Origin of the sequence: Bacillus sp. 7884-1, assembly GCF_002272245.1 — a bacterium.
In the GTDB taxonomy this organism is placed as follows: Bacteria; Bacillota; Bacilli; order Bacillales; family Cytobacillaceae; genus Neobacillus.
In genome coordinates this window covers 55,205-70,445 of record NZ_NPDD01000056.1, presented here as the reverse complement: position 1 = coordinate 70,445, position 15,241 = coordinate 55,205, and the positions used below count along the sequence as shown (strand labels likewise).

Below are 15,241 nucleotides of genomic sequence, written 5' to 3'. Positions count from 1 at the left end.
AGGAATTTCTGGTTATTAAGAGAAATATTTTAATAAAGGGAGTGATGGATTTGGAAATCGGAGAATTAAAGGAAAAGGATTATTTAGAATCACTTAAGCTATCAATGTATGCTTTTCAATACAAAGTACCAGAGGACAGCGTAGCACAAAGACTTGAAATGTTAAAACAACATACCGTAATAGGAGCCTGGGAGGATAATAGTCTTGTAGCTAAGCTTCATATAATTCCTTACCATATTAATATGAAGGATAAACAATGGAAAATGGGTGGAATCGCAGGGGTAGCGACATATCCTGAATATAGAAGAAACGGGTATGTGAAAAATTTAATCATTACAGCATTAGAAAGAATGGTTCAAGAGGAGCAGATTGTTTCACTTTTACACCCCTTTGATATTGGCTTTTACCGAAAATTTGGCTGGGAAGTATTTACTGAAAATAAGAAACTGCTTATTGAGAAAAGGGATCTTATGTTTTTAGAAATTCAACCTGGTTCCATTAAACGGTTTACGAAAGAAAACCATCATTCTGATATAGAAGCCGTTTATGCTCAGTATAGTAATAATTATATGGGGATGCTTGTTCGTGAGACATCGTGGTGGAAGAATTATATTTATGGTGAGGGTCAGATTGCAGTTTATTACAATAAAAATGATGAAGCGATAGGGTATCTCTTATTTGTAGTAAAAGACCGGAAAATGGAAGTTGAAGAGTTTGTTGCATTAAATAGAGAGGCGAGGCATGGATTGTGGAATTTTATTTGTCAGCACGACTCTATGGTTGATACCGTCAGCATTCTAACTTCTAACCATGAGCTTTTACCATTTATCTTACATCAACCAAAAGTTAAGATGGAGGTTTCTCCGTATTTTATGGCACGAGTTGTCGATGCTGAGCAATGCCTAAATAAATATCCTTTTAATAACATAACGAATAAGGTATTCCTGCACCTTGAAGATAAATATGCGCCTTGGAACAATGGCACCTATCTCCTTAGTGATGGTGAAGTAAAAGTCTATAAAGAAAAGCAAGGAAGTAATTGTGTTCAACCTCCTAAAAGAGGTGTAAGATTAGATATTAATTCATTGACCGCGTTACTATTTGGTTACAAACGGCCTGCTGAATTATTTGATCTAGGTTACATCCAAGGTCATGAAACAGAAATTGCTGCATTAGAAGTATTATTTCCTATAACTAAGCCATATTTTTATGATTTCTTTTAAATAAAAAAAGACGCATGAAGATTCATGCGTCTTTTTGCTTATAAAGCAAATTTATCAACTTCTGTTTTGATACCCTCAAGAATTTTCTTGCATTGATTTACTAGTGATGTTGGGAAGTTTTCCCCTTCACCATATTCTACTCCATGAGGATAATAATGTTTTCCTAACAATGGAGTCATTAACTCGATAACTGCCTTATTAGAATCAACATTTCCTTCTACAGCATGGCCTTGTACTCGTAAGTAAAATGTTCCTTCTTTTAACTCAAACTTTCGGTCATATGTAACACGGTCGTAATCCCACTGACCTTCTCGAACTAAACCGTACTCAAGCATTACATCATCTAAACGGTTTAAATCAGCTTTCATCTTTTCATAGCCAGTATTTTCGAATTTCATAAATAGTCCCTCCTAGAAACAATGCCTAACTTAAGCAAATTAATTCAATTTAATAATAGTTGAAAATGTTTGAACTTGCAATGTAAACATCATCGAATATATCTTTCCTTTTTGGTAAACATAAGAAAATGTTAAAGAAAAACTATGTAAAACTGGGGGCGTAGAATTGGAAAAGATACGTGATATTATGACAGGTGATGTAGAGTGTTGTACTTTGTTGGATAATGTTTTTGAAGTAGCAGTCAAGATGAAAGAATTAAATGTTGGAGCTATCCCCATTGTTGACCAGGATAAGCTTGTTGGTATGATTACTGACCGCGATATCGTAGTAAGAGGCGTGGCTGAAAAACACCCAGGTTCAACAAAAGTCGAAGATATTATGAGTAGTAAACTTGTAACAATATCTGCAGACGCTACAAGCAAGGAAGCAGCGAATTTAATGGCTGAGCACCAAATACGCCGGCTGCCTGTTGTCGAAGGGGATAAATTAATTGGTATTGTTTCTCTGGGAGATTTTGCAATTAGAAAATTAACTGATGATCAAGCGAAAGAAGCACTTACAGAAATCTCAGAGCAAAATTATAATGGGGTACAACACTAATAGAAAGAACAGATACATCTAAATGGTGTATCTGTTTTTTTATATAAATTTTATTTTTCTGACAGGTTTAATATTCTCTATTACTTACAATGATAATGGTGATATAATTATTAAAATAAAGCATATTATGAATGAAATGTAATAGAGAGGGTGAATACAACTGCGTACTCTCTTCAGAATCCTCATCCTGGCGTCTATTTTCGTGACAATTGGTTTTTATGTAAGTATTAATGAAAATGGAGATAATGAAGTTTTAATCACTGATGAACATTCGTTAGAAATGAATAAATCATTATATCAAAATCAGGGAAAAGATATTCAGGAGAAAACTTCTAGTGAACGTCCAAACAGTGGTTTGGGCTTACTAATTGGTCAAGAACTCACCTATATAAAAGGAATCCTAGGTGAACCACAAAGAATCGATGAATCTTTATATGGTTATCAATGGTATATTTATAATACTGACTACTCCCGTTATGTACAAGTTGGTGTGTTGAATAACAAAGTGGTAACGGTATATGCAATAGGTGATAATTTGGATGTTTCGCCTTTTAAAATTGGACAGCCAATTGAAGAAATTTTTAATACGCAGTCTGTTGATACAAATATAGATATTGAGTTTAAGGGGAATTCATATCGTTTTGAATTGAATGATACTGATTTGAATATTCGACCATTAATAAAATTGGGAGATATTTACGTCCAATTATATATAGACCAATTTACTGGCAGCCTTTCAAGTGTACGCTTTTTGAACGATGAAACCTTAATTAAACAGCGGCCCTATGAACTAGTCTATAGCGGTGAATTAATTGAAGCGCTTGAGCCTAGTGATGAGATGTGGAGAGTCATTGAGGAAGGAACAGAAAAAGAAATACTTGATATTACCAATGTAATGCGGATAAGGCATAATGTAAACAGTTTAAAATGGGATGAGGAGACTTCAGCAGTAGCCTATGGTCATAGTAAGGATATGTCAGACAACGATGACTTCTCCCATACCTCTAAGAAGTTTGGCAGTCTTTCCGATAGACTAGAGGCTGCAAGTGTTCCCTATAAGTCTGCTGGCGAGAATATTGCTGCTAATTACACAGATGGCCCTGCAGTGGCTGAGGGCTGGTTAAATAGTAAAGGTCACCGGGAGTCATTATTGAATGATGATTTCACTCATCTAGGTGTTGGAGTATATCAAAAATATTATACACAAAACTTTATTCAAAAATCAGAGGATTAGATAAAAAGTAAAAGGTGACTAATTAGTCACCTTTTTCCTTTTTATCTATATGTACCAGTTGGTATTCGTTAAAATGAAAATGATTTCTTTCCCAGCTGCCATATATTCTTATTACATCACCAACCGAAAAGGTATCAATTTCAATTTCAATATTATTTCTGATTGGGATTATTTTTTTTGCTTTTATTAATTTTGTTTCGGTTTGGAGTGTAAGTTCATAAATAAGTATGTACCGATGATAATAAAAACGTTGTTTTTCTTGGTTAATACTTTTAATTTCACCGGTCAGAACCGCTTCTTTTGCTACTACAGCGGATGCTAGCCACTTACTATCATTTAGTTTCATTTCTTTTCTAGTAATCCAATAGAAGTAAAGGCAAAGTATGGGAATGACAACCGCAGTAACCATATTGTTCTTTCTCCTCATTTACCCTATTTTTGAATAATAAAAAATGTTCCGGTTGCATGTGCTATTTTTTTCCCATCCGAGCGGAATGCTTCTCCTGAAATGACAACTGTCTTGCTTCCGTGATGAATAATTTCAGCTTTACAATGTAGGGAATCGCCGATTCCAGGAGCAATATAATGGATATTCAGTTGATTTGTTACTGCTCCAAAACCTTCTGGAAGGATGGCATTTATTACAGTCCCCATGACAGTATCAAGTAAAGTGGCCGTGACTCCTCCATGAACCATATCTAATGAATTATTCCAAACCGCATTTAATGGAACCGTGATTTCACATGTTTTCTTTTCCTTATCTATTTTTCTCTCCATATGGAGCAGCCCATCAATATATTGTGAATACTTTTTATCGATTTTCTTTTGAAATCCTTCTAATAAATAGGCTAGTGCATGTAATTCTTCTTTAGATCCATTTTCAATACAATTGTTTAATAATTGATGTAGTGCGTCTTTCATGTTTTCTCCCTCTCTCGTTACTCATTCTGAAGTCATCTTACCATTATAAATATTATTTTTACAGCAAGTAGTTTTTTCACAATTTTTAATTTAACACATATCGTATAATAGGCACATTGGATTTGGGCAGGGGTGAAGTATTATGCAAAAAGAATTACATCCTTCCGTGATTAAATTTAAAGAATTTGTGAAAAATAACCCGGCGTTAATTAAGGAAGTACGGAATGGAAATTCAACTTGGCAGGAGTTATATGAAGATTGGTATCTACTTGGAGAAGAAGATAATCGTTGGGAGACAATAGGGGTTAAAACTAGTCCTAGTGCTGAAAAGGAAGAGGATAAAAAAAATGACTGGATATCTACAATCTTAGGTACCGTACAAAAAATGGATCCGAATCAAATTCAGCATTATGTAAATAACTTAAGTCAAGCGCTGGGGGCTATTCAAGGCGTAATTTCCCAATTTCAGGGGAGTCAACCTAAACAGACCCCATTAAAAGTTGAACCAAAACATCCTTTTTCATTTCGTAAAGACTAACAGAGGGGAAAATTTCTATGAGAAGAGATGTATTCGAATATTTAAATCGCCAAAAAGAATTAAAAAAATTTATACGAGAACAGCCGCTGTGGTATCGAAAGCTATCTAGGAACCCCTATGATTTGCAGACTTTAGAAATTGAGTCACTTAATTACTATAAAAAAACCATTCCACACAAGGTTGAGAAATTTACAAATAATGTACAAATGGCATCCATGATGTTTTATATGCTTCAATCTATGAAAAATCAAGATTGATGAGGGACCACTTAGTTAGTGGTCCTTTTTCGTTGAAACATGAGTAAAGAGTAAAATAAATAAACGAGGCAAACAATACAGGTAAAAGGAGTGATGGAATTGAAAAAGTGCATAAAATTGACCATTCTTTCTATATTCTTAGTTAGTATCCTTTCTGGTTTTCAAGCTTCAAATGTTTCACAGGTATTCAGTGCAGATTCGGACAAGACCCCCACGTTTTTTGTTCAATCCAAAACAAATGGCAAAGATGTATTAGTTGAGTGTATTTTATCTGGAATTAGTTTTAGGCAATCAGATCATAAGGGTCAGAAGGTAGGTAAGATGGTAATTTGGGTAGATGGGAAAAGAACGAAGGAAGTAAACGCAGCAGCCTTTATCATTAAAGGTCTTCCTCCTGGGCAACATGAGGTTAAACTGGAGGTTGTAGATTTACATAACAAATCGTATGGATTAACGAGTGAGTTCTTGGTAAATATCCCTAAGTAATAGTTTATTTCACTTTCAGCTTACATTCATGTTAAAATGTGAATGGAGGTGGGCGTACATGCTTGCTACATCAGAAAGAGTAGAACTATTAGAATATGCTGAGGAATTAGCACAAATGGTTTTAGAATCTGATATTGTAGAACAATATCACATTTGCCTATATAAGATGCAGACGAATAAGGAAACGCAAGAGAAGATTAACCGTTTTGTAAACCTTAAGGAGCTTTATGAAGAGGTGCAGCGGTTTGGCAAATACCATCCGGATTATAAGAGGATAATGAGTCAAATTCGTGAATATAAACGGGATATGGACTTAGATTCACATGTGGCTGAATTTAAATTAGCGGAAAATGACCTGCAAAGTCTACTGGATGAAATTAGTATGTTTGTCGGCGGTGCAGTTTCCCAACATATAAAAGTTCCTTCAGGAAATCCATTTTTTGATACAGGTTCTCACGGCTCAGGCTGTGGTGGCGGTGGAAGCTGTGGGTGCTCTGCTTAAAGTTATCGGCTTAATGAAATATTAAGCCGATTTTTTCTTATCCATTTAACCGTGTACAATCAACACATAGGTTCCCGCAGCAAAACATTTTTTCTTGAGGTACATAAAACCGGTGTCGATAAACCAAAAGCATGCCATCCTGACGCACGAAAATTGTTTCACTGTGCAATCGGTGACCCTTCATTGCGACAACGGAACACTTGTTAATGAATTCCTCAAGAGTCCGCTGTGGAAAATTGGGTGTTATGATAATATATAAAAACGGAATTCCAGTTATTTTTTTCCAATGTACATTTGTAATACACTTGTTCGATGAGAGTTTCTTTATAAATAACTGCCAGATTGGCTCTAAATCCATATGAATCACCATTATCCTTAGGTGTTTTGGGTAAAATTACCGAATCATCAGTAAAGTTTGAATTGAAAAAGAGTGTTTTAATATGCTAGACTTATTAAAATGATGGTTTATTGAAGGGGAAAATAAGTATGTTCGTTCAAAGGCAAGGATTGGTTATTTGGCTTTATTCCTTAAAGCAAGCAAAGATGTTAAGACGTTTTGGGAATGTTCATTACGTTTCAAAAAAATTAAAATATGTTGTACTTTATTGTAATCAAGATGAACTTGAAGTGATTATGGAAAAAATAAATTCCTTTTCATTTGTTAAGAAAGTGGAACCGTCATATAAGCCTTTCTTAAAGATGGAATTTGAAAATGCAGCACCAGATAAAGCAAAAGAGTATGATTATAAAATGGGAATATAAGAAGAAAGCGGAAGGCCCTATGGCGCTTCCGCTTTTTTTTAATGAAGAGGCTTTATATAATGATTTAATCTTAATATTGCAATTAAATGTTGATAGTACAAGTCTTTCTCATGAAATATTGTTGAGGGTTTAACGGAAAGCTGAATAATTATCTTTCCAAGTTCCTCTGCAGTCTGCTGAAATAAATCATATCTTTTATTTGGAGTAAAGTTTGGATTAGGGATACCTTCACGGCAAATATAAAGTGCTTGGAATTTTCCAGGATCTGTGAGCTGCAAAACGACTGCTAGAGATGTCACTTGCTTTTCATTCTTTTCTGTATGAAATGCCATCATATGAAGAAGCCGGCGTTGATTAGCCTTTGCTAGTTCAAGTAACTCATATATATCCGAATAACCCTCGCCTAGTTCAATAAAGCGTTGTATCAAAGAAAACTCTCCTTTTGTTTAAGAATTTATTCCATACTTTATCATATTTTGGGATATAAAGCTTTAAACAAAAGAAAAAACCCTGCAGACATTCATCTGCAGGGTCCTTCTACATCCTCGATAAAGGATAGAAGGCAAAGGGAGAGGAGAAACCGGAGGAAGAACTTATGGGGAAACGTAAGTCTTCTCCGCGGTTGGCAACAACATCCTCGAATTGATGTTGTTAATTACATTATTTCCACAACTATCAAGCTTATACGTATGTAAAATAATTTTTCGTAAAATAATCCGACAAGTTGGCTAGTTTATTCAATTATGATAGGATAATGTTAAAAATAGAATATAGAAAAAATTGTGGTGATAATTAATGAGAGTCGTTTCAGGAGTTTGTAAAGGTAGAGCCTTAAAAGCTGTTCCCGGAAATACAACAAGACCAACAACTGATAAAGTAAAAGAAGCCTTATTTAATATGATTGGACCATATTTTGAAGGTGGAATAGGACTGGACCTTTTCGCTGGCAGCGGTGGGTTAGGATTGGAAGCGCTAAGCAGAGGTCTAGAAAAAGTCATTTTTGTAGACCGTGATGCCAAGGCAATTCAAACAATCCATGAGAATATCCACGCATGTAAGATGGAGGATAAGGTGGAAGTGTATCGGAATGATGCAGACAGAGCATTAAAAGCCTTAGTAAAAAGGGAAATTCACTTTGATTACATATTTTTAGACCCGCCGTATAAAAAGCAGCAGTTACTCAGTTTAATGCAAAAGATTTCGGAATATAGGTTATTAAAAAATGGCGGGTACATAATCTGCGAACATAGTCATGATGTTGAATTACCCGTAAGTGCAGGGGAGTTTTCACAATATAAGCATGAAAAGTATGGAATTATTGCGATAACAATTTATTCACAGCATAGTGAGGAATAAGGGGGAGTCTTTTGTGGCTAGTATTGCTGTTTGTCCTGGGAGTTTTGATCCAATCACGTTTGGTCATTTAGATATCATCAGAAGAGGCGCAAAGGTATTTGACATGGTCTATGTGAGCGTCATGAATAATTCATCAAAAAACCCGCTTTTCAGTGTCGAGGAGCGGATGAGTCTAATAAAAGAAGTAACAAAGGATCTTCCAAATGTGAAGGTCGATGAACATTCTGGACTCCTTGTTGAATATGCTAAGTCAGTTAAAGCGAATGCTATCATTCGCGGCTTACGTGCAGTCTCAGACTTTGAATATGAAATGCAAATAACCTCCATGAACAGAGTTCTAAATGATGAAATTGAAACCTTTTTTATTATGACTAATAGCCAATATTCATTCTTAAGCTCTAGCATTGTTAAGGAAGTATCAAAGTACAATGGAAATATTTCAGAGCTTGTACCACCTGTTGTAAAGAGTGCACTAGATAAAAAATTTAATAGATAACGTAAAAAGCCTTCAGGGAAACCTAAGGCTTTTTTGATGTTCTTACTGAATGAAAATATAAGAGCAAAACATATATTGATAATGAAAGAATGGTAATGATTGGGCCAAGTTCAATTGTTTTATGGTATAAAGTATGCAGCCATGTACCTTCTTCAAAAAAACTAACCGGGATTGCATTAGATGGCTGTTCTGTTTGATAAAACCGAACATAGATTGGTTTCCACAAAATAAAAGCAAATATACTCGCGAATATCCCTTGTGCAATTCTCGCAAAAAAGAAAGGTTTAAAGCGAATATCAGACTGAGCTAAAATACTGGCTACCTGTGCTTGAACACTAAAACCGCTAAAAGCTAGGATAAAGCTTGTAATAATCGCTTGCTGGAGTAAAGTAGCGTCCCCGACCCGGCTTGTTAAATCACTACCCATTGTAATTTCAAATAATCCTGAAATGAATGGAATGCTAAGCATATCAGGAAATGATAATGATGATAGAGCAAGATCAAATAATTTTGCGAGCGCAGCAGTAATATGTAAATGAAAGAGAAGCTTGTTGATCACTGAAAATAAAATAATGAATCCACCAACCATTAGCAAAGTTTGAATGGAAGAACTTACGGCATCGCCTAGAAGTTTGCCAATGGGACGGTTGTCATTTATTCTAGTTTGGTGGAGTGCTGAGAAAGCAGATCTTAGTATAAATTTTCCTTGCTTGTCCTTCGTTTTTTCGGGTGTTTCCCTGCCATAAAACCTCATCATTAGACCCACACAAATATTTCCTAAATAATGGGCCATTGCTAAAATGACTCCTAAATTTGGGTTATGGAAAAAACCAACTGCAACCGCACCGAAGATAAATAATGGATTTGAGGAGTTTGTGAAGGAAACAAGCCTTTCTGCTTCAATTTGGGTTAACTGACCTTCCTGGCGCAGTCTTGTAGTCAACTTAGCACCTGCTGGAAATCCAGAAGCCATTCCCATTGCCCAAACAAACCCGCCTACACCAGGAACTCTAAATAAAGGTCTCATGAGCGGCTCTAATAAGACACCTATAAACTTGACTACCCCAAAACCAATTAACATTTCAGATACGATAAAAAACGGTAACAATGAAGGAAAAACAATTTCCCACCACATAGTGAGTCCACGGATGGAGGCTTCAAAGGACTCCTTAGGATATGCAATCATGGAACCAGCTAAAATGATTGCGGAAATAGATAAAAATATTGTTTTAATTTTTGATTGAAACAAAGAAAGAGCCTCCTTCCGAGGGTTTTGTTATACTGTATAAATAAATAATGTTAAAATAAGGATTATTATTTTGTTTATCACTCAGGCCTTGTCCTATATAACACAAATATACTCATAGAACGCTAATTTAGACCATAAGATTGAACGAGATTTCTCCTAACATATTTTGTTTTGTCATATGCTTATAAAGCTTATGAAAAGGAGGGAAGGCTATGGAGCGTCCTAAGATAGGATTAGCACTTGGTTCCGGCGGAGCACGGGGATTTGCCCATTTAGGGGTCATTAAAGTTTTGAAGGAAGCTGGAATTCCTATTCATATAATTGCCGGCAGCAGTATGGGAGCACTAGTAGGCAGCTTTTATGGGGCAGGTCTTGAAATTGAACGTTTATATAAATTATCAACAGCATTTAAACGAAAATATTTTTTAGACTTTACTGTTCCGAAAATGGGCTTTATTGCAGGAAAAAGGGTGAAGGATTTCATTAGGGTTTTTACACACGGTAAAAATATTGAGGATTTATCCATTCCAATAGGAATCGTAGCAACCGATTTACTTACTGGTGAAAAAGTAGTGTTTAAGCAAGGTCCCGTGGCGGAGGCTGTCAGAGCAAGTATATCTATCCCTGGAATTTTTGTCCCTGAAAAATACAATGGAAGAATCCTAGTGGATGGTGGAGTGTCTGACAGGGTTCCGGTATCCGTTGCGAAAGAAATGGGTGCTAATATTGTGATTGCGGTTGACGTATCGAGGGTCAAGCGTAATGCAGAAATCACCTCTATTTATGATGTTATTATGCAGAGTATTGATATTATGCAAACAGAAATTCTTATTAATCGTGAGATTGCTTCTGATATCATGATTCGTCCGCCAGTTGAAGAATATAGCTCCCGTGCATTTACAAATATTGACGAAATCATTACTCTTGGAGAAGAAGAAGCAAAAAAACAAATAGAACAAATAAAAAATGTGATAGAGGGATGGAAGGGGTAAAATGCTATGAGAAGAAAAATATTTGTAGGTTCTTCCATTGTTATAGCATTGCTGATGTTTGCGGGCATATTTTATTCTTTGCCTTATTATGTATCAAAACCAGGTATAGCAAAAGAACTAGCCCCCATCATTCAAGTAGAGGATCGTAAAGAAGGTAAAGGTAGCTTTATGCTTACAACTGTAAGAATGGGAAAAGCCAATATCTATTCGTATGCGGAAGCTATGCTATTTGATTATGTTGAACTCTACCCGATAGATGCCATTTTACATGAAAAGGAAACGCAAGATGAATACAACGCCAGACAGCTTCATATGATGGCAGGTTCGAAGCTGAATGCAATTGAAGTAGCATATAAAAAGGCCGGTTATCCAGTCGAATACGAGTATAAGGGTGTCTACGTTGTTCAGGTAGTACCTGATATGCCTGCAGAAGGAAAATTACTTCCTGGCGATCGTATCATTGAGGTTGATAGTGGGAAATTTAAATCCTCTGAAAGTTTTATCGATTATGTTGGCAGTAAAAAGGCTGGCAATCAAGTAGAATTAACGATTAAAAGGAATAATAAAACCAAAAAGGTAAAAGTAACGCTTCAAGCTTTCAAAGAGGATCCAAAGAAGGTTGGTATTGGAATTTCTTTGGTTGATGATAAGGAAATTATTGTGAATCCAAAAGTATCCGTTAAGACCGACGAGATTGGCGGACCTTCGGCAGGATTGATGTTTGCATTAGAAATCTATGATCAGTTAATGGAAGCGGACTTTACGAAAGGCTACAAAATTGCAGGAACAGGGACCATTGATTCCAAAGGAGCCGTTGGACCTATTGGGGGGATTGACCAAAAAATTGTTGCTGCTGACAAAGCAGGAGCAGAAATATTTTTTGCTCCTAATGAAAAGGGAATCAGTGATTCCAATTACAACTTGGCGGTTAAGACAGCAAATGAAATTGATTCAAAAATGAAAATTGTCCCGGTAGACCTAATTGATGATGCGATTAATTACTTGCAGAAATTACCTATGAAATAAGAAAGATGGTGCCTCATGGCATCATCTTTCTTATTGTACAAATATAGGTGGTTGTTTAAATTCTTGTTGTAAAAGGATGTTCCCATATTGTTGTGCTAACCCAAAAGAATAAACTCGTGATGCTTTAATATCAAGTGAAATATCGTTTTCTTTATATGCTGATAATTTGGAAATAAGCGGAAGTTTAAATTGTGATTTGTTTTTATTTAAGTATTCTTTTCCTCTTTTTGTCATCCCTAATAGTCTTAAATAAGAAGCTTTTTCTAGAGTACCGCTCATTTCTGCTTTTTTGGTATTGGTTAAGATATGGACACATATCCTTTGAAGTCTAGTCCAGGTATAGCGCTTTGTTTTTACTTTTTCCATAAATTCTTTAAAGGTAGAGGACTCTAATGCTGCTGCTATTAATCTGTTTTCTATTCCTTCTTCAACCTCGTAAATTTCTCTCAGCTCTTCTGGACTGCTATGGAGCAGGCGAAAACGTAAAAAACTCCAATAATTTTCCCATTCATGAAAACTCCCATATTCATTCAGATACTCTTTGAGCAGTGCGCTTGTTGTATCTGGTACATATTGTTCAATGGTATTATTATCTTTAGAAGTAAAGAGTGCTTTTCGTATGCTTGTCGCACTAGCAATGGTTTCAGTGGCAAAGTGTTCATCATGGTAATTGGCATTTTTTCTCTTTATCGTAAGTGGAACGATTGAACTTTTTTGCCTTTTTAGAGCTTTTACATAATGAAAACCAAGGATATTATTTGGTTTATCTAAACTTAATAGGGTTTCAGTACTTGACATTGACTGAAAAGACAACGATAATGCTTTAGGGAAACTTACACCTGTTTTGATATTCATTTTTATTTTTTCATCTAAACAATCTTTATGCAAATCCATATAATCGACTGTTTGTTGGAAGGTAGAGATATCACCGCTTTCACTGCCGAAGCAAAGTGAATGACACCCAATGGCATCTAGAACCGAGACTGCACCATTTGCAAAGGTTTCGGCCTTTTGAGTTGCAAATTGATAAGGAAGTTCTAGGACGATATCAACACCGCTAAGAAGTGCCATTTTTGTTCGATACCATTTAGAAACAAGAGCAGGTTCACCGCGTTGAAGAAAATTCCCACTCATAACAGCTACAGCAAGATCAGCATGAGCTGTTTCCTTTGCTGCTTGTAGATGATAGGCATGTCCATTATGAAAAGGGTTATATTCAACAATTACACCAACAGCTTTCATGATTAGATATCTCCTTATTATTAGAATATCATGGTATTTTTTACAGTAATCGTATTATAGCAAAAATTACCATAATAAGATATTAGTTCATAATAATGGTAAGCAGGGATTGTAATATGATCGAACTGGGTAAGCTAGTATGAAGAAAGTGTTTTGGAAAAAAGTAAAATGAAATATTACGTTTTAGGTGTAAAGAAAAAACATTGACAAAAATTTAATCGAAGGCTATAATTACCTTTGTTGCCTTGGGGTGATTCAATTGAAATGGACATTAAGCCAATTACAAAAATATCGAAACAAGGATTTTCTGATTGATGATACGATTAGAGTTGATGAAATTATTGAAACGGATCCATCGATTCGTGAAGTTTCTCCGATGCATATTACAGGTCGGGGTGACATTGATTCAACAAAAGTAACATTTCATTTGAAAATAGAAGGTTATTTAATCTTGCCTTGTTCTCGTACTTTAGTGGATGTAAAACTTCCGATTAATGTCGACACAACTGAAACTTTCCTCTTACAAGGTTCAGAATATGAAACTGAAGAGGAAGTATATCAAGTAAAAGGGGAAGTAATTGATCTAATGCCAGTCATTAGAGAAATCCTTTTACTAGAAGTTCCAATGCAGGTGTTCTGTGAGGATGTTAATCATGAAGATGCTGCACCACAATCCGGTAAGGACTGGGAAGTTGTTCATGATCAAGATCAATCCAAGAAGATTGATCCAAGACTAGCAGGTCTTGCAAAGTTTTTTGACAAAAACAATTCTTCTTCCGAATCATAATCGCAAAACAAGAAGCAAAGTGAAGAACCAGCATTCCTGGCCTTCATTACTTTCTTAATACTCTTTAAGGAGGTGGGAAGAATGGCTGTACCTTTTAGAAGGACTTCTAAAACTGTAAAAAGAAAACGTCGTACACATTTTAAATTAAACGTACCTGGTATGGTAAGCTGCCCAAACTGTGGTGAAATGAAACTTTCACACCGCGTATGTAAAGCTTGCGGAACATACAAGGGAAAAGACGTTGTTAACGACTAATTTCCATTAGGATAAAGCACAAGGCGCAAAATGCCCTTGTGCTTTTGTCGTTACCTGAGAATTTTTATACATACAAACAGGAGAGAAAGGTGGAAGCTGCTTGTCCTATTTCATTGAGAAAAGAGATAGTGGTTATTTAATATTTACAATCACAAGAAGTGATAAAAGAAATGCGATTAATTATGATGTCATGCATGGATTAACAGAAGCAATTTCATTAGCTGAAGACCCATCGATTAAAGCGCTTGTCATTACAGGGGAAGGTGACCGAGCTTTTTGTTCAGGCGGTGACTTATCTGTATTCCATCAGCTTAAAACAAAAGAAGAGGCCTATGTAATGCTTTCAAAAATGTCCAATATTCTTATTTCGATATTGACAATGACGAAACCAACAATTGCTCTTATAAATGGTACGGCCATCGGTGGAGGATGTGAGTTGGCTGCTGCATGTGATTTCCGTTTAGCAAGAAAAGGGGTAAAAGCTGGATTTGTTCAAGGTAAACAAGCTATTACCACTGGTTGGGGCGGGGGCACGATTTTAGCAGAAAAACTACCAGCTGCAGGCAGTATGAAGCTTTTAATGGAAGCAGATATTCAAACTGCTGAATATTTAAAAGAAGTCGGTTTTATAGACCTGATTTATTCAAGTGACCCAATATCATCCTGCGAAGCTTATTTGGAGAAACTGTTAGCTGTTGAATTAAGTGTTTTAGAATCGTATAAAATGATGTGGATTCGAAAATGGAAGGAAAGTAAGCTTCGAGAAAGAATAGAAGAAGAGGTCAGTAATTGTAGTGTTTTATGGGAAAGCGAGAACCATCATAGATATGTCCAAAACTTTATTAGTAAAAAAACACAGAAATAAGAATAAAGACAATCTGTTTATCAGTCTATCTTTTCTAGTAGATGCATATGT

General features: G+C 35.7%; 21 protein-coding genes. 15 read left to right on the top strand and 6 right to left on the bottom strand.

Annotated features, from left to right (window positions below):
* Nucleotides 1-50 precede the first annotated feature (50 nt).
* Nucleotides 51-1,223: a GNAT family N-acetyltransferase gene (locus CHI06_RS07355; RefSeq protein ID WP_095247775.1), complete on the top strand. Its 1,173-nt coding sequence runs from the start codon at nucleotides 51-53 to the stop codon at nucleotides 1,221-1,223.
* Nucleotides 1,224-1,261: 38 nt separating this feature from the next.
* Here CHI06_RS07355 and CHI06_RS07350 read toward each other — a convergent pair whose 3' ends face one another.
* Complete coding sequence (locus tag CHI06_RS07350) at nucleotides 1,262-1,621, bottom strand: YugN family protein (RefSeq protein WP_095247774.1); 360 nt, start codon at nucleotides 1,619-1,621, stop codon at nucleotides 1,262-1,264.
* Nucleotides 1,622-1,787: 166 nt separating this feature from the next.
* Here CHI06_RS07350 and CHI06_RS07345 point away from each other — a divergent pair, with 166 nt between their 5' ends.
* Nucleotides 1,788-2,222 (top strand): CBS domain-containing protein, encoded by a 435-nt coding sequence (locus CHI06_RS07345; protein ID WP_095247773.1) that lies wholly within the window; start codon nucleotides 1,788-1,790, stop codon nucleotides 2,220-2,222.
* A 202-nt stretch (nucleotides 2,223-2,424) separates the two neighbouring features.
* A complete protein-coding gene (locus tag CHI06_RS07340) occupies nucleotides 2,425-3,456 on the top strand; it encodes a CAP domain-containing protein (protein WP_257009194.1) in 1,032 nt (343 codons plus the stop codon).
* 22 nt (nucleotides 3,457-3,478) lie between these two features.
* Here CHI06_RS07340 and CHI06_RS07335 read toward each other — a convergent pair whose 3' ends face one another.
* The gene (locus CHI06_RS07335; RefSeq protein ID WP_095247771.1) at nucleotides 3,479-3,865 is read right to left on the bottom strand and encodes a hypothetical protein; all 387 of its coding nucleotides are present in this window, start codon (nucleotides 3,863-3,865) and stop codon (nucleotides 3,479-3,481) included.
* Nucleotides 3,866-3,888: 23 nt separating this feature from the next.
* A complete protein-coding gene (locus CHI06_RS07330) occupies nucleotides 3,889-4,377 on the bottom strand; it encodes a PaaI family thioesterase (RefSeq protein WP_095247770.1) in 489 nt (162 codons plus the stop codon).
* A 142-nt stretch (nucleotides 4,378-4,519) separates the two neighbouring features.
* Here CHI06_RS07330 and CHI06_RS07325 point away from each other — a divergent pair, with 142 nt between their 5' ends.
* From CHI06_RS07325 to CHI06_RS07300, 5 genes are all read left to right on the top strand, one after another.
* Nucleotides 4,520-4,915 carry a YlbD family protein gene (locus tag CHI06_RS07325; RefSeq protein ID WP_373558140.1) on the top strand — a complete coding sequence of 132 codons (396 nt, stop codon included), beginning with the start codon at nucleotides 4,520-4,522 and terminating at the stop codon, nucleotides 4,913-4,915.
* Nucleotides 4,916-4,932: 17 nt separating this feature from the next.
* Entirely contained in the window at nucleotides 4,933-5,172 is a 240-nt protein-coding gene (locus tag CHI06_RS07320; protein WP_095247768.1) for a YlbE-like family protein, read from the top strand.
* Between the two features lie 99 nt (nucleotides 5,173-5,271).
* Nucleotides 5,272-5,658, top strand: a complete 387-nt coding sequence (locus tag CHI06_RS07315; protein ID WP_095247767.1) for a hypothetical protein — start codon at nucleotides 5,272-5,274, stop codon at nucleotides 5,656-5,658.
* Between the two features lie 58 nt (nucleotides 5,659-5,716).
* Nucleotides 5,717-6,160: a YlbF family regulator gene (locus tag CHI06_RS07310; RefSeq protein WP_095247766.1), complete on the top strand. Its 444-nt coding sequence runs from the start codon at nucleotides 5,717-5,719 to the stop codon at nucleotides 6,158-6,160.
* Nucleotides 6,161-6,646: 486 nt separating this feature from the next.
* Nucleotides 6,647-6,922 carry a YlbG family protein gene (locus CHI06_RS07300; protein WP_045515404.1) on the top strand — a complete coding sequence of 92 codons (276 nt, stop codon included), beginning with the start codon at nucleotides 6,647-6,649 and terminating at the stop codon, nucleotides 6,920-6,922.
* A 38-nt stretch (nucleotides 6,923-6,960) separates the two neighbouring features.
* Here CHI06_RS07300 and CHI06_RS07295 read toward each other — a convergent pair whose 3' ends face one another.
* Entirely contained in the window at nucleotides 6,961-7,350 is a 390-nt protein-coding gene (locus CHI06_RS07295; protein WP_095247764.1) for a DUF7147 family protein, read from the bottom strand.
* A gap of 367 nt (nucleotides 7,351-7,717) precedes the next feature.
* Here CHI06_RS07295 and rsmD point away from each other — a divergent pair, with 367 nt between their 5' ends.
* Both rsmD and coaD read left to right on the top strand, forming a co-directional pair.
* Complete coding sequence (rsmD, locus tag CHI06_RS07290) at nucleotides 7,718-8,278, top strand: 16S rRNA (guanine(966)-N(2))-methyltransferase RsmD (RefSeq protein WP_095247763.1); 561 nt, start codon at nucleotides 7,718-7,720, stop codon at nucleotides 8,276-8,278.
* Between the two features lie 13 nt (nucleotides 8,279-8,291).
* On the top strand, nucleotides 8,292-8,774 hold the full coding sequence (gene coaD, locus CHI06_RS07285) for a pantetheine-phosphate adenylyltransferase (RefSeq protein WP_095247762.1): 483 nt from the start codon (nucleotides 8,292-8,294) through the stop codon (nucleotides 8,772-8,774).
* A gap of 22 nt (nucleotides 8,775-8,796) precedes the next feature.
* Here coaD and ylbJ read toward each other — a convergent pair whose 3' ends face one another.
* Nucleotides 8,797-10,023, bottom strand: coding sequence for a sporulation integral membrane protein YlbJ (gene ylbJ / locus CHI06_RS07280; RefSeq protein ID WP_095247761.1), 1,227 nt, complete (start codon nucleotides 10,021-10,023; stop codon nucleotides 8,797-8,799).
* Nucleotides 10,024-10,235: 212 nt separating this feature from the next.
* Between ylbJ and CHI06_RS07275 the strand changes: the two genes are divergently transcribed.
* Together CHI06_RS07275 and CHI06_RS07270 are read left to right on the top strand one after the other, a co-directional pair.
* Nucleotides 10,236-11,015 carry a patatin-like phospholipase family protein gene (locus CHI06_RS07275; RefSeq protein WP_095247760.1) on the top strand — a complete coding sequence of 260 codons (780 nt, stop codon included), beginning with the start codon at nucleotides 10,236-10,238 and terminating at the stop codon, nucleotides 11,013-11,015.
* 6 nt (nucleotides 11,016-11,021) lie between these two features.
* The gene (locus CHI06_RS07270) at nucleotides 11,022-12,041 is read left to right on the top strand and encodes a SepM family pheromone-processing serine protease (RefSeq protein ID WP_095247759.1); all 1,020 of its coding nucleotides are present in this window, start codon (nucleotides 11,022-11,024) and stop codon (nucleotides 12,039-12,041) included.
* Between the two features lie 30 nt (nucleotides 12,042-12,071).
* On the opposite strand, the gene CHI06_RS07265 is transcribed toward CHI06_RS07270, so the two are convergent.
* The gene (locus CHI06_RS07265) at nucleotides 12,072-13,283 is read right to left on the bottom strand and encodes a nucleotidyltransferase (protein WP_095247758.1); all 1,212 of its coding nucleotides are present in this window, start codon (nucleotides 13,281-13,283) and stop codon (nucleotides 12,072-12,074) included.
* A gap of 259 nt (nucleotides 13,284-13,542) precedes the next feature.
* Between CHI06_RS07265 and CHI06_RS07260 the strand changes: the two genes are divergently transcribed.
* The 3 genes from CHI06_RS07260 (at nucleotide 13,543) to CHI06_RS07250 (ending at nucleotide 15,190) form a co-directional block, all read left to right on the top strand.
* Nucleotides 13,543-14,070, top strand: a complete 528-nt coding sequence (locus CHI06_RS07260; RefSeq protein WP_095247757.1) for a YceD family protein — start codon at nucleotides 13,543-13,545, stop codon at nucleotides 14,068-14,070.
* A gap of 81 nt (nucleotides 14,071-14,151) precedes the next feature.
* Nucleotides 14,152-14,325 carry a 50S ribosomal protein L32 gene (gene rpmF, locus CHI06_RS07255; RefSeq protein WP_063251584.1) on the top strand — a complete coding sequence of 58 codons (174 nt, stop codon included), beginning with the start codon at nucleotides 14,152-14,154 and terminating at the stop codon, nucleotides 14,323-14,325.
* Nucleotides 14,326-14,425: 100 nt separating this feature from the next.
* Nucleotides 14,426-15,190: an enoyl-CoA hydratase/isomerase family protein gene (locus CHI06_RS07250; protein WP_095247756.1), complete on the top strand. Its 765-nt coding sequence runs from the start codon at nucleotides 14,426-14,428 to the stop codon at nucleotides 15,188-15,190.
* The last annotated feature ends 51 nt before the right edge of the window (nucleotides 15,191-15,241 follow it).